Genomic DNA, 16,933 nt, shown 5'->3' on the forward strand with positions numbered 1-16,933 from the left:
TTCGTAAAATATCGCCAGATTTCCAAAACCCTGCAGCACTTTCCGGATTAATTATGCGCATCTTCCAGCACGCGGGTGTCTTCCACGGGCTCAGGTCGGATCAACCGTTCGTCATGGCTCATGTCTTCCATGAACCACACATCTTCGGTCATCACCTCTGAACCATCTGCCATGACAGCCGTTGAGCGGAAGAGATCGCGCCCTTCAGCATCAACCGCGTCGGCTTCCAGCTTGAGCGAGATTTCGCTCACGCCCATGTCCTGAAGCGAGAACAATTCGCCGGTTTCGACCTTGGCGTCGCCATCGTCGATCCATGCCTGAAGACCATCAAGTTCTTCACCGGCAATCTTGCCATCGGCATCGGCATCGAGCTCGGCGAGCTTCTCGTAGCCGTGTTCGTACTTGCCGTCTTCGTCACCGAAGAGGCGTGTACCGTTCATGTCGGTTGCGGCATTGCCATCGCGGTTGTCCACGAGGAAACCGTCGCCGGAACCACCGTTTGTGCCAGCAAGCCATTCGATAGTTTCCAGACTACCGTCACCATCCATATCGAACTCGACGGTCTCGCCAATTTCGGTATCGGACTTGTCTCGGGCAGTCGTTTCACCGGTCACTTCGATTGCACCTGAACGGTCGAAGTCGAAAGCGATGGGAGAAGGCACATCAATGGAATTGGGACCGAAGTCTCCATCAGCAAAACGAAAAATTTCCACATTTCGAACAATGTCGACACCGTCTGGGGAACCGGCGCGATTATCGGATATGGTGTGGGAACCATCGCCATTATCCATGACAGTGTAGTCAGCTTGGTTGCCGCTATAGATCGCGATGTCATTACCGCCGCCACCCTCAATGATATCGTAACCCGCGCCGCCCGTCAGGGTGTCATTTCCTGCAAAACCATCGAGATGGTCGGCACCGTCACCGCCCATGATGGTATCATCACCATTACCGCCATGCAGCACATCGGCACCGAGACCACCGGTGATCGTGTCATTATTATCCTCACCATAGACGACGTCGTTGCCGTCTCCGGCAGTGATCGTGTCATCGCCATCACCACCCAGAATACGGTCGTTGCCCTGGCCACCGTTGATGATGTCATTACCGCTGCCACCGACGAGGTTATCATCACCGTCCAAGCCATCGATGGTATCGTTACCGCCAAGCCCTTGGATCAGGTCATCCGCCGCCGTGCCGTTCAGCGCCACATCATTGCCGGATGAACCATTGATCATGTTGTTGGTCGCGCGATCGTTGTCCACGAGACTGATCGTCGAGATTGACGGCAGCGAAACATTACCGTCAGCATCTTCAAACGTGATTGAGAAGCTACGGTCGTTGTCGCTCATGGTTGTGCCGACATTATCGTGTCTGTAGCGAATATCATCCAACAGCGATTGCGCTTCGGCATCCGTGAAGTTGCCGCCACCTGTTTTGGTGATAACAAGGGTATTGGTCGAAGAGGTATAGATGACGTCGACCGACACGCTGGTCAGAGCCTGTGTACCTAATGAGTCAGTATCCATACGCACGCCACCGCCCGAACCACCGACCTGGAACCATTCGAAACTGGCCTCTGTGATACCGCTAGCAACGATTGTCATCGTTGTGATATTTTCCTGAAGGTCAGACAAAGTGAAATTCGGTGCCACGAACTTGGCATCATCGGGCATCAGGGAACTGTAGAGGGTCTCGTGGCCGCGACCAACGGCGTTGTCGTTCAAGTCCAGCTGTGGCGTATCTGCTTCGTTGAACGGGTCGATAGTTCCGTTAGCAAATTCGATGAACTCCACATTGAACAGCACATCGGTGCCATCCGGTGAGCCGGGACGGTTATCGACAACCTGTAAAGCAAAGCCGAGATCGTTGATGGAATAGTCCGCGCGGTTGCCGGAATAGACAGCCGTATCGGTATCAGCATCGCCGTCGATGTTATCATCTCCACCACCGCCCTGAAGGCGATCATCACCGGCACCGCCGTTGATGAGGTCAGCGTCACCACCCGTCACGATGATGTCGTTGCCCGCTTCACCTGAAACGTTGTCACTGCCGGTTGCGCCATTTTCGTAGATGTCATCGCCCGCACCAAGGTTGGCGGTGAAGCTATCGGCGCGCCCCCAAACCTGGTCATCGAAGGACGTACCTTCAAACACCTCAATAGAAGTGTAGCTGTCGCCAAGTGCATCACCTTGATAGCCACCGGATGCGGTATTGGTGAAATTGCCCTGAATGCCAGCGCCATCTGTGTTGGAGAAAATAGCCACGACGCCCGCACCGGAAGCAGAGTAATCAGCAGTGTCCGTTCCGAAACCACCGTCCATGAAGTCGTTACCTGCATCGCCACGCAGCCTATCGTTGCCGCTTTCGCCGAACAGATCGTCATTTCCATTACCGCCGGACAGGACGTCGTTGTTACTGCCGCCGTATAAAATATCGCTGCCATCACCACCATTAAGAATGTCGTTACCGCTACCGCCATTAAGGAAGTCGTCGTTCGCCCCGCCCATCAACGTGTCGATGCCGCTTTCTCCGTACAATGTGTCGGAACCCTGACCACCATCAAGGGTGTCCGCAGCAGCTCCACCGTATAGAAAGTCATCACCCTGACCGCCGTTCAGCGTGTCGCGATTTTCCATTCCGTAAAGTTCGTCCGAGCCAGCACCACCATCGAGCGTGTCATTACCGGTGCTGCCATACAGGAAATCGTCTCCACCACCGGTGAAGATGCGGTCATCGCCCGCACCACCGGTCACGGTATCAATGGCAGTCGAAAACGCAGAGACGCTGAAATCATCATCACCACCGAGAAGGTCGACATCCATGCCCGATGAGGTACCAAAAACACGATCGCCAAATTCACTACCGGACAGTGCCTCGATAGAGGTGAAATCATCACCCAACGCGTCGCCGGAATAGCCACCAGCTGCGGTGTTGTTAAAGGCACCCCAAACGTCGCCGGTTGGTCCGGTGGATTCTAAAAGAACATCCACGCCTGTGGCGGAAGTCTGATAGGTCACGCGGTCCGTACCGCTGGCACCATCAAAGGAGTCTGCACCCGCACCACCGTCAAGAATATCGTTGCCGGTTCCACCGTTGAGAAGGTCGTCGCCAGCGCCGCCGAACAAATCATCATCGTCAGCGCCACCGAAAAGATTGTCGTTATCCTGTTCGCCAAAGAGAGAATCGCTACCGCCACCCCCAAACAGGGCATCGTCGCCAAGTCCCCCGGACAGAACGTCATCGCCTGCCGTCGTCTGCGTTCGCACCATCACGGAAATAACCGCCGAACCGCTACCATCCGCATTAACGGAATCCTCGGATTGCCAAGTCACCAGCACATCGCCATTCATGGTCACCGTTGCCGTGAGCGGTGGCATGTCCATGGAATTGTTGCCCTCGACGTCGCTCACACCCAGCATCACTTCTGCGCCGGATTTGGTTCCGTCTGCATTCAGAAACTGTCCACGCACCTGCATGTTGGTTGAAGCATCCTGATCGGAATCGTCATACCAGACCGCAAACACCCGCCCGTCATGCAGGGCAGAGAGAACTGTACCCGACTGGTCGAAAGCTGTGCTGGTGTTGATGACGAATTCGGCTCCCGGAGCCCGGGACACGGAATCAACGACGATACCGAGCAGACCGTTGTTGTCGAAAAACCCTTCAACCGCTTCGCCATTGTCCGCCTGAAATGCGAGCAGGATGTTGCCATCAGCAAGTTCCACCGCCGTGAGAGGTGGCATGTCGTGGTTATCGAAACCCTCGATCGTGGTGAGGCTGGCTTCGATCTCTCCGCTAGCCGGTGTGCCGTCCGCATTGAAATAACGGTATTGCACCTGCATCCCCGCATTGCTGTCGCCATCGGCAACATCATACCATGTCGCGAAGAACTCGCCGTTCGCCAACGCCACGATGACGGGACCGGACTGATCGCTAATCGCATCAGCGTTGATCTGGAATTCGCCACCCGCCGTACGCGCTACCGTGTCGATAACGACCCCGGCCACGGAAGAACCGTCACCATCACCATTCACAGCATCGGAGTCATTGGTGCTCCAAGCAACGACAACATCGCCATTTGCAAGTTTGGCCGCGGTAAGCGGTGGCATATCGCGCGCGTTGCCCCCCTCTACGGGCGATGTGCCGATGGAGAACTCACCACCGGTTTTACTACCGTCTGTTGCAAGGAATTGCCCGCGCACCTGCATGGAGTTGTCATCGGCAAGCGCACCGTCAAACCACACGGCCAGCGCGCCACCGCCATCGAGGCTCATCAGGACAGGGCTAGATTGATCACCCGCAGATGAGGTGTTGATGACGAATTCTGGGCCACTGGTTGGAACGGCAGGATAGACCACAACGCCCACCGTAGCGCTGCCGTCTCCATCCGCGTTCAGACTGTCGTTGGACAACCAGCCAACCAACACGTTTCCATCGGCGAGCAATGTTGCTGAAAGGACGGGCTGATTGATGTTGTCACTGCCATCAACTGGTGAGGTGCCAACAGCGAACTCACTGGATACCGGTGTACCGGCCTCATTCAGGATACGTCCCGAAATCTGCTTCGGACCGAAGCCATTGGGATCGGAGTACCACAGAGCCAACACCGTGCCGTCGGCGAGTGAAACGGTAAGCGGTCCACCCTGATCGCCAGCGGTTGTTTGGTTGATCGTCTGTTGAGTGCCAACTGCGTCGATGCGCGAAATGCGGTCGCCAACGAGCGTATCATTACCAGCACCACCAACAATCGTGTCGCCACCGTCTTGCCCAAAAATACTGTTGTCAGCGCTATCACCGGTGATGGTATCGTCTGAACCTTGGCCGTAAGTGAACTCACTTTGGGTGGCAAAGGCATCGACATTAGGCGTGCCTTGACGGAACAAAGGCGGCTGCGGCGGAGTAACGGGTGTCGGGATTGGCCCATCGGCAAAATCGAGGAAATCAATGCCGGTCAGTGTGTCGGTGCCATCGGGGGAACCCACACGGTCGTCGCGGACTTCGACCTGGCCACCACCCAGATCGGTGATGGTGTAATCAGCCTGGTTGCCGCTGAAGACGGCTGTATCGGAACCGAGGCCACCGATAAGCGTGTCATCATCAGCACCGCCGGTCAGCGTGTCATCGCCGTCGCCGCCGTCGATAATATCGTTGCCGTCACCACCTGACAGAATATCATTGCCTGACGTGGTGCGTGTGGTCACAAGAACCGAAACTACAGCCGTTCCATCACCATCGACGTCGAGCGTGTTATCGCTCTGCCATGACACAAAGACATCACCGTTCATCGTGGCGGTTGCGGTAAGCGGCGGCATGTCGATGGTGTTGTCACCCTCAACACGAGCCGTTCCAAGGATGAGTTCAGAGCCGTCCAACGATCCGTCGGCGTTCAGAAACTGTCCGTGAACCACAGCGTTGCCATTTGAGAAATTTGAGTCGTCAAACCAGGTCGCAAAGACACGACCATCATGCAGGGCTGTCAGAACCGCCGCTGATTGGAACGCTGCTGTACTGGTATTGACCACTTGCACCGCACCAGCCGTGCGTGTGCCGGTATCGATGACCGAGATCACGGCCGCGGCTACGCTCCCATCGAGATTCAAATCTCCTTCGCTCTGCCAGCCCAGCATGACGTTGCCATCCGCCAACTCAATCAATGCAATCTGGTTCTGCTCAATTGTTTGAGCACCCTCGATCTGGCCACCAGTGACCGCAAACTCGCTACCTGCCATACTGCCATCATCGTTTATAAACTGGCCTCGTAGCTGGAGACTGCCATTATTCCCACCAAAGGCATCATCGTACCAGACAACCAGCATTCCACCGGCTGACAAAGCCACAGTTACTGGGCCACCCTGACTGGTCGCAGTTGATGTGTTGACGAAGAATTCCGGTCCTGCGGTTTGCGTGGTCGAATTAATGATTGAGGCTGCGATTCCACCACCATCGCCATCGGTCGCAGTGCCATCATCGGTTGCCCAGACAACGCTGACATTGCCGTCCGAGAGCGCGGTCACTGATAACGGTGCGGTTGGCATCAGGTCGTTACCCTCGACACTGCTGGTGCCGATCAAAAATTCGGTACCGCTGGTCGATCCATCAGCGTTCAAGAATTGCCCGCGGATTTGCGAACCGGCCCCGGCACCACCGGACACATCGTACCAGACCGCCAGAACCTGTCCGCTATCAAGTGTCGCGAACAGCGGGGCAGACTGGTTTCCGGTACCGGTCGTATTGATCGTGAATTCCGGGCCAGCCGTTTGAGAAGTAACGTCCACAATCGAACCAACAACAGCTCTCAAGTCACCGTCGGGCGAAGTCACAAGAGCATTATCGCTGACCCAGCCAACAAGCACGTTACCATCAGCAAGACGAGTGGCAGTCAATGGCGGAAGCTCTAGAGCCTGAGACCCCTCTACCGTCGCAGACGGTGAGATGACGAACTCGCTGCCAACTTTAGTGCCGTTGGGTTGAACGATTTGGCCGCGAACAATCAACGTATCGGCACCATCTCCAAAAGCGTCATCATACCAAGCAACAAAAACGCTGCCGTCCGCCAATGCCACGGTGACGGGCCCGGACTGGATACCAATGGATGTCGTATTGATGACGGATTGGCCACCGACGGAATCCGTTACCTGCGTCACCCGATCACCTAAGATCGTGTCGTCGCCGTCACCACCGCTGATCGTGTCAGAACCATCCTGTCCATGCAGAGCGTCGTTGCCGCCACCGCCTGAAATCGCGTCAGCTTCGCCCTGACCATAGATGTACTGGGCCGAGCCGGAACCTGTCAGGCCAGCATCTGCGGAGGGTGTGCCGATTATGAGACTGCTGTTAGAGCCAAAGGCAATCGTACCATCGGCAAACTCGCCGAATTCCACATTGCGCAAAATATCCGTGCCATCGGGCGAACCGGGGCGGTTATCCACGATGGTTATCGAGTTGTCTGGATTGTTGGTAATCGTGTAGTCGGCGCGGTTGCCGAGGTAGATTGCTGTGTCACTACCGGCACCGCCATCGATCGTGTCATTACCCTCGTTGCCAGACGTAACGTCATCACCTGTCCCAAGGTTGAGAATATCATCGCCCGCTTCGCCATAGACAAAATCGTTACCGGCCCCGCCCTCTATGGTGCTGACACCCGCACCGCCATAGACGATGTCATTACCGCCACCTGCCAATACGGTAACGCTGACTGCGGAATCGTTATCGAACCGGTCGTCGCCATCCAGAAGTTCGAACGTGCCTGCGGCAGCCCCGCCAAACACGACATCGTCGAATCGAGAGCCAACCACGTTCTCTATGTCTGTAAATGTATCGCCGGCAGCGTCTGACAGGTATCCACCAGCCGTGGTGTTAGTGAAGACCCCAGCGACACCGTTTGCATCTGTATCGTCCAGAAGGACCGCAACGCCGGATGAGGCATAGCGGTATGAGACGGTATCGCTTCCCGCGCCGCCATCAATCACATCTGCTCCGGCTTCCCCGGAAAGCTCATCGTCACCATCTCCACCCGACAGTATATCATCGCCCGCGCCGGTGAAGATCGTGTCGTTGCCAGCGCCCCCGTCGACGGTATCGATACCGGTATCAGCTTTCGTAACGTCATAAAGATCGTTGCCACCGCCAAGATCTGCGGTGAAGTTGCCATCCTGTCCGTAGATCCGGTCATTATGATCGCTGCCAACAACGGCTTCTACCAAAGTAAAGGTGTCGCCGCTTGCAATACCGGTTTTGCCACCTGCTGTGTCAGACACATAGGCGCCGTTCAGGCCTCCTGTATCGCTGTCTGAAAACAGAACATCAACGCCAACGCTAGCGTCCGCATAGCTGACCGTATCGAAGCCTGAGCCGCCATCGTGAACATCGGCACCAGCACCACCTTCGAGCAGGTCGTTTTCGGCCTCTCCTCGGAGGATGTCGTCGCCATTTCCACCGAAGAGTTGATCGTCGCCTAACTCGCCTGTCAGCGTATCACTACCGGAACGCCCATAGATAACGTCATTACCAAACCGGCCATCAATATTATCGTCACCGTAATTGCCGATGAACGTGTCGGCATCATTGCTGCCAATGATCGAAAGCTCGGCTACGCCATCGTCCTGAAACGTTGTCGCGGTGGTAAAGGTCAGGCTTTCAGCCACGTCGCTGACATATATGTTGACCGCCTCATCATAAGCCCCACCGGACTGATCCTCGACACGAACGAGCACAGTATAGATCGGACCATCTTCGAAACTGACCGAGTTGGAATTGGACCGCTCCAGAAGGGCGCCCGTAAGCGTAAAGCGACCTGATGAGTCGTCCAAGAGGGTGTAGGTAAACGTGTCGCCCGTATCCGGATCGATCCCGAGCACACTCGCAACGTCGGTAGCAGCAGCGGCGTCTTCGCGCATCGTGACGACATGCTGCGGGGCGGATGGCGTGAAACCTGCGCCTGTCACTTGCTGAAGCGTCAGATCGCTGGAACCGGCTGTGTCCGGGATGGTGGATAGAGAGCCGTTACCGAACACCCAGTTGGCGACCAGGTTCGGTTCGCCGGGAGCAAGAGTGGCGTTGGATGAAGCAGCAAGCTCAGCTGGTGTACGGGTATCGTTGAAAATCCGGACATCGTGCAACAAACCAGAGAGAGATTGTGTGGGATCGAAACCACCGCCCGGCGCATCCTGCTCCTTGCCGATTGCAAGCACGCCACCCGCAGCAACCGATGCGCCGGTAGAGAGGCCAGTTCCCGTCGCAACGGATACGCCGTCTGCAAAGATTTCCCAGGCACCGGTTGCGCTTACCCAAGTCACGGCAAGCGTGTGCTGGCCGCCATCGAGATATGGGGTGGCGTCGACACCTGCAGCAAAGACGGCATTATCGGCAACCTCGAAGTAAAAGACCGGTGCGAAAAAACCCTGGTCGGTCGAAATTCCCAATTCGAGTTGATCGCCTGGCGAACCGTTATTGTAGCTGATCAGTGAGAACTGATCCTGATCGGCAAGACCGGTTGCAACCGAGAACTGCGCTTCAAGCGTAAGTTGCGTCAGACCCGCAAGCGCCGCCGGTGCAGTGGCCTCGTAATAGGCTGCGTTTCCACCATCCATGTTGATGGCTGTACCATTGGATGCCTGAATACCCGTCACTTCAACGGCGGTTGGCGCAGCGTTTGTGCTGTTGATTAAAACCGAAACGGTTGCCGGATTGGACGTGGCGCCGCCATCGTCCTGAACGGTGTATTGAATGTCTGTCACCGCACCATCGTAATTCGCTTCCGGCGTGAAAGTGATCGCGCCTGTGGTCGCGTTGATGCTCCATACACCTTCCCCTGAAACGGTGAGCGACTGCCCTTGCGACGCGGTGCCGACGATCTGCACGGTGGCAGGAACGAGTGTCCCGTCGATATCGCTATCATTGGCCAAAACATCAATTTCGACGCTGGCATTTTCCGTAACCGTGTCGCTATCAGCGGCTGTCACTGGCGCATCATTAATCGGGGTAATGTTGACCGTTGACGACCCAATTGCGGTCAGGTTCGACCCGGAACCCTGCGCTCCGGTGTTGCCGTCATCAAATGTCCAGTCGATCTGCACGGATGCAGGCGGTGTGGGGGACGAATTTGAGTAAGTGATCTGCGACAGGATGTTATCCACATCGACAGAGTCGGGAAGTTCACCATTGGCATTGGTGAAGGTGATGGTGAGTTCACCGGCTGTAGTGATCGTATCGAACGTGGCGATCACCTGACCGTTCTTGACCAGATTGCCGCCCACGAGCGCAATATTACTACCGTTCTGGAAGCCCAACACATCGTCGGCGTTAGCACCAGCGTTGCGTAGCAGGGTGACAGTGGCTCCGTCGTAGTCACCAGCACCGCCATTAAGCGCGTCGAGTTCGGGATCGGAAATGTTCACCGTATTGTCGAGAACAACCGCTGCGGCCCCTTCGGTGAAGGCCGAAAAGCCATCCAGCGTTGTGACCGGACTACCGAAATCCGTGTCTAGCGTGCCGTCTCCATTCAAGCGAATGAGTTTAGCATCGTCGCTATTTGTGTATCCAACAACAAGGATCTTGCCGTCAGGCTGCACCAGGATGTCGTTGACTGTGTCCGATCCACCAAGATCATACGTAAAAATACCAGCTGTGCCAAAACTAGTGTCGAGGCTTCCATCCAAGTTGTATCTGACAATCACGAAGTCGGAGTTGCTACCGTTAAGTGCAGAACCAGCCACGATCAGTTTGCCATCAGACTGCTCGGTGACCGCATAGGCCTGTTCAGCCGATGGGCCCACTGGCGTTTCAACTATGCCGGTGCCACCGAAGCCGGTATCCAGCGTACCGTCTGCGTTGTATCGGATGACGAGAATATCTGAGGCTGCACCAGATCCTGACACACCAACGCCGACGATTTTTCCGTCGCTCTGCACTATTCCCGTTCGCAGGAGCCAAATGTCGCCACCGTTTGGCGTCACGACGCTTCCTGAAGCGCCGAAGCTAGTGTCCAGCGAACCGTTGGTATTGTATTTCAGAAGCACTGGCGCGAAACCGCCGCTGTCGAAGTTGTAACCGATAGCCAGCAACTTTCCGTCCGGCAGTTGTTCGACACTGCTCACTGTCTGCCCGTCGAACCCTAGATCGGTAGTAGCAAAGCCGCTCGAGCCAAAGCCTGTGTCGAGGGACCCATCGCCATTGAAACGGATCAGGGTGAAAACATCGCCTCCACCACCAACTTCGGTCTCGCCTCCGATCACCAACTTTCCGTCGGCCTGCAATTCGAGATCGCGGAGCCAGGGCGAGCTTCCAGCGTAGGCTTCACGGACGATGCCGCCGGTGCCGAAACTTCCATCCAACGTGCCATCCACATTGTAGCGGACCATCAGGATGTCTCTGCTCGCCTGCTCGTACCCCATGAGCACGATCTTGCCGTCCGGCTGCACCACTGAGTCCAGCATTACATCCCGGCCACCGGCCGCATCGGTTACAACGATGCCACCGGTACCGAATGATGGGTCCAGTGTGCTATCTGCGTCGTGCTTTGTCAGGAAAAAATCCCCGACTGTGATCGTCCCAAACGAGCTGCCTGCAGTGTAGAATGTTCCATCGCCATTCAGGGAAACCGTGCGCGGCACATCGTTATTCGGCGTCGAATCGTAAGTCGCCGTTCCATCGGAGGCGACGAATGTAGGCGCGCTATTGATTGCAGAAATGCTTACTGAAACCGTTGCCGGTATAGAGGTCGCCCCACCATCGTCATCAACAGTGTATTGAATATCGTTCACCGCACCCGTGTAGTTCGCCTCCGGCGTGAAGGTGATCTCACCCGTCGTTGCGCTGACGGACCATGTGCCTTCGCCAGCCACCACCAGCGGATCGCCCCGAGATACGGTGCCGACAATCTGCACGGTCGTCGGGTCCACGGTTCCATCGACATCGCTATCGTTGGCCAGCACATCGATGGTGACGGACGAGTTTTCCGCCGTGGCGCCGCTGTCGGACACCGTTGTCGGCGCGTCGTTTGCCGGTGTGATGGTGACAGTGGTTGAGCCCAGCGCCTGCAACGCGGGGCCAGCACCCTGCGCTCCGGTGTTACCGTCATCAAATGTCCAGTCGATCTGCACGGATGCAGGCGGGGTGTCGGAGGTATTGAAATAAGTGATCTGCGACAGGATTAAATCGACATCAGCAGAAGTCGGAATTTCACCGGTCGCATTGTCGAATGCGATGGTAAGCTGTCCCGCAATGCTAGTCGTATCGAACTGGGCGATCACCTGCCCGTTCTTCACCAGCGTCGCGCCTACCAGCGTGATACCGTTACCGTTTGCAAAACCGAAAGCGTCATCAGCGTCAGGACCGGTATCGCGTAGTAACGCAATGGACGCGCCGTCATAGTCGCCAAGCCCGCCATTTAATGCATCAAGTTCGGGGTCAGACACGTCAACGATAGTGTCGAGAACGACGGCAGTGCCGCCTTCGATAAAGCTGGGTGTGGCGTCGAGGCTGGAGTTGAGAATACCGATAGACGACGCAATTGTGCCATCAGCGTTGTAGCGCACGATAGCTGTGTCGCCGTTGCCAGAGCCCACCAGGACGAATGATCCATCTGCCAGAAGAACAGCATCAAATGCGTTGTCGGTATTGCTAGAAACGTCGGTCGTAACGGTACCACCGGTGCCAAAGCTGCCATCAATGGTCCCATCCGGGTTCAACCGTACCGTAACGAAATCTGTTGCCGATGAACCCATCGCAAGGATCTGGCCATCGGGTTGAATGAATATCTGATTGGCGGATGTCAGCGCAGCATTGGTATAAATTCCGTCGCCGCCACCGAAGCTCGTGTCTATCGAACCGTCTGTGTTGTAGCGGGATACGGAAAACTCCCCATCCGCTTCGCCGGCAACAAGATATTTTCCGTCGGATTGAATTACCAACCCGTGGCCAATATCTTGGCCAGCGCTCAAATCCGAATAGATGAAACCGTTGCCACCGCCGAAACTGGTATCCACGGTTCCGTCTGCGTTGAAGCGGAACAGAAGCAGCCCCGTTGGGCCGAGATCATACAATGAACCGGTGACTATGAATTTGCCATCAGCCTGCTCGATCAACCGTTCGGGCGAGAACCCGCTATCTCCACTAATGGCAAATGATGTAGAACCGCCGCTACCGAAGCCGGTGTTAATCGACCCATCACCTTGAAAACCGCTCAGTTGAATGCCGATTGGGTCCTGGCCAAACGGATCTGACTGTATGTAAGTACCAACCGTAACGATCGTCCCGTCGCTGCGCTCCAAGACCGCCTGAGTGTCGATACCGCTTGCTGCAACTGACCCGGTACCACCGCCGAACGTGGTATCGAGGGAACCATCGGAATTGTAGCGTGTCAGTTCAGCGCTTGTGGTGCCGGGAAAGCCGCTGGTAAAAGCCGTGTGGGTGACCAGAACCTTGCCATCGGCCTGCACAAAAATATCTTTAACCGCGTGGCTATCACCTCCGGTAAATGTGACGGTGCCGCCGCCGTTGAAGCTGGCATCCAGCGTGCCATCCGCGTTGTAACGCGCAAGCACTGCGTCACCATTTACGAAATTTTCCGGACCAAGACCAACAAGCGTCTTGCCATCATCCTGCACCGCTATGCTGGATGCACGTTCGTTCGTACCGGGGTCAAAGTCGGTGACGATGATGCCACCGCCACTTGGGTTGGGCGTGAAGGTCGGTGCCGAATTCGCTGCAGCGATCGAAACCGAAATGGTTGCGGGATTCGACGCGACACCTCCATCGTCACGAACGGTGTATTGTATGTCTGTAATAGCACCGTCGTAATTGGTCTCCGGTGTGAACGTTATCGCACCCGTGGTTAGGTTGACGGTCCAGCTACCCTCGCCTGCAACCAAAAGAGGATCACCTGCAGCAGCAGTTCCCACAATCTGAACGGTCGCCGGGTCCAGCGTGCCATCGATATCGCTGTCATTGTCTAGCACGTCGATGATAACCGCACCGTTTTCGGCAACCGCTGCGCTGTCAGCAACCGCCACAGGCGCATCGTTGACGTCATTCACGAAGACTGTGATCGAGTTGTTATCGAACAAGCCACGACCGTCGCTGATCGTATAGTTGATCGTCGCAATGCCGCTATATTCCGGCGGCGTGGTGAAGGTGAGCGAATTGTCCGGATTGATAAGCACCGAACCGTTGGGCGAACTGGCAGCAATGATCTGGAGCGGGTCGCCGTCGGGATCGGTGGCACCATCGAGGATATTCGTGATTGTCAGCGGCACATCTTCACTACCGGTGCGGGTCAGCGGCGGGCCTGCCTCAGGCGCCTCATTCACATCATTGACGGTAATGCGAATGCTTTCGCTATAGGTCGCGCCACCGCTGTCCTCCACCTGCACCAAAACATCGTGGAACGTCGCGGTTTCGCGGTCGAGTGCAGCGCCGGTAGCTACAACGATCTGATCGCCCAAAATCTCGAAGAACCCCGATGGGTCCGACAGGATGGAATAAGTGAATGGAGGTGTGGAATCGGAATCCACTGCCGACATATTGGCAACCACCTCACCCGGCGCAGAATTCTCATCAATGTCGGCAGATGGATATGTAATGTCGGTCGGGGCATCGTTGCTGGTGACAACCGAGACCGTCGAAGTTGCCACATTGGATGCAGCACCATCCATATCAATCGTGGTAATATCGAAGCTACGGAAACCTGCGGAAGGGTCTGCAGCATTGTTCTGATAGGTCAACGCCTGAAGAAGCCCCTCAACCTGCGCGACAGTCAGCGGCGTAGCAGCACCACTTTGGTGGTTGATGGTCAACTCGGCAGGAAACGGATTATACGACCAAGCAAAAGGCACACCCGCAAATGCGAACGAACCGGAACTGGCTGCACCACCCATGATCACCTGCCCGGTGGGGAGGTTCAGTATTTCATCGTTACCATCAGATGCGCCCGAAAAAGTCAGCCCAATCGTGATGCTCGAAATATCGCTATCCGGGTCGCTCACCACCACATCGGCAGCAGCAAGAGCAACCGGTGGATTACCCTCGGCGTAGGCCACGGAATTACCGGTACCGGCAAGCGCTGCACTAAGATCAATCGTGGGGGCATCGTTGACGGCGGTCACAGTGACAACGACTTGAGCTTCAGCAGACCTGAAGCCGGAAATATCTTCCACCGAATAAAAAATCGGCGTCGGTGTTCCGTTGAAATCAGCTTCCGGATTGAACGAAATCGCACCGCTCACCGAGTTGATCGTCCAATTACCTTCACCAGCTACCAACAGATTGTCGCCTGCAGCAGCAGTGCCGACAATCTGCACAGTGGCAGGATCGATAGCGTTGGAGCCCGGCGAGTCATTGGCGAGAACATCGACAGTCACAACGTTGTCTTCGAGGCCGGAGCCGCTATCGCTCATCACGTCCGCGGCGCGCTGTGTTGCATCGAAGATAATGGTCGTCGTCGCGATAGGCGAAGCGTCATTGACGGCTTCACCATCAGACACAAACACATCGATACTGCGGTTCACTGCTGAAGGTGTTGCCGAAGAACTGGTGAATGTTACACCCTGCAAAGCAGTAAGATAATCGGCAGGCGAGGCAGTGCCGGTAAAATTAATCACCATGCTCACACCAGAAATCGAAGCCGAAAAGTTGATACCAGACGGCAGCGAACCATTGCTCCCATCGACCAGTATCGCGCCGTTGAGCTGAAAGCTGTCACCAACCTGCGGGTTGGTCAGCGTAAGCTGCGCCGACTGTAACTGAGCACTATCAATGTCGGAAATCGAGGCCGTATCATCGACCAGCTGAACGGGCAGATCGTCGTTCTCATAGTTGACGAGGCGGTCGATCTGGCTGGGTATCGCGGAGTTGACGATGACTTCGAATGTATCGACAGAAATATCGTCATTACTGCCGCTCCCACCGGAAAGATTTGTCCAGGTGAGCACGGCATCACCGCTTGCTGCCACCGTTGCAGGCAACGCGAATTCAAACGACTCATAGGTCCAGTCGAGATAAGTCGAGGCGGTAAGCGTAGTCGTTGAGCCACTGGCCCCGTTCAGATACTGGATACTGACGGGGGTCGTATCACTGGGTGAGGTTATGACAGCGTAGTCCACGCCGCCAATCGTGACCCGCACTTCCTGCTGCTGTATCGAATTGGAACCGCCAGCTTCGTTGAAACCAACGGACATACGAACGATCGCGGCACCAAAAGCTCCAGGACCATCATTCAAGCCGGTGAGACCGGTCTGCGTCACACTGGCGGTTGCTCCACTACCGTCAACCACCATGGTTGGCGCGAAGGCTGCGGCACCGCTTGAAGAAAAGGTCCCCGTCTCAGTCCAGTTCGCCCAATCGGCCGGAGAAACCGGTTGGAAATTAGAATTGACAACAACGTTTTCCGTGTCGCCCAAATCGAGGGTTGGCGCGTCGTTGACGGGCGATACCGTCACACCGATGCTACCGGCTGATGTCCCGCCGCGACCGTCTGAAATGATATAACTGATCGTGTCGTTACCAACGAAATCGGCGTCAGGAATGTAATTCAGCGTCCCGTCGCCATTGATCGTTACCGTACCGTTCAATGCAGACTGCGAACCCGGATCGACAATAAGCGGATCACCATCCTGATCGGTTGCAGAGGAAACGACATCGATGGATGCAAGCGCCACATCTTCATCGGTTGAAACGGCAGCAGGTGTGCCTGCAACCGGCGCAGCGTTTTCATCGTTTACGGTGACGAGTACCGAGCCCGCTGTCTGCCCGCCATTGCCGTCATCAATCATGTAGGTGATCGTATCGATACCGTCGAAATTTGCGTCCGGCGTGTAACTCAGGGTCTGATCAACATTAATTGTAACGGTGCCGTTGGTGGCAGATACCGATCCGGGCAAAATAGAAAGCACATCGCCATCAGGATCGTTGGCGGCAGCCAGCACGTCGATGGACCCGATAGACACGTCTTCCTGCGTAGTTTGTGCCGTAGGAGTACCAGCGTCAGGCGCATCGTTGATGGGATTAATCGTAATATCAACGGTGCCGTTGGCGATACCTCCGTTGCCATCTTCGACAGCATAAGAAATTGTATCGGAACCGTTATAGTCTGCGTTAGGTGTATAATTGAGTGTGCCATCACCATTGATAGTCACAGTGCCATTCAGGGCCGAGACCGAACCCGGTTGCACTGATAGCGTGTCACCATCCTGATCGCTGGCGGCAGACAATACGTCGATAGCGCTAAGCGATAGATCTTCATCCGTGACCTGCACAGCAGGTGTGCCGCTGACAGGCGCGCTGTTCACATCGGACACATTTACGGAAACCGTACCGGAAGTTACACCGCCGTTTCCATCTTCCAACGAGTAGCTGATCGTGTCGCTGCCACTGAAATTTGTGTTTGGCGTATAGCTCAAAGTGCCATCACCATTGATCGTAACGGTACCGTCTA

Annotated in this window: 1 protein-coding gene; it reads right to left on the minus strand. The window is 55.8% G+C overall.

Annotated features, from left to right (window positions below; translation table 11 throughout):
* Nucleotides 1–47: 47 nt before the first annotated feature.
* Nucleotides 48–16,933 (minus strand): tandem-95 repeat protein (locus tag R2A130_RS15510; protein WP_009758774.1); only part of this gene is annotated, 16,886 nt, incomplete at its 5' end.

It is taken from the genome of Ahrensia sp. R2A130, assembly GCF_000179775.1.
Classification (GTDB): domain Bacteria; phylum Pseudomonadota; class Alphaproteobacteria; order Rhizobiales; family Rhizobiaceae; genus Pseudahrensia.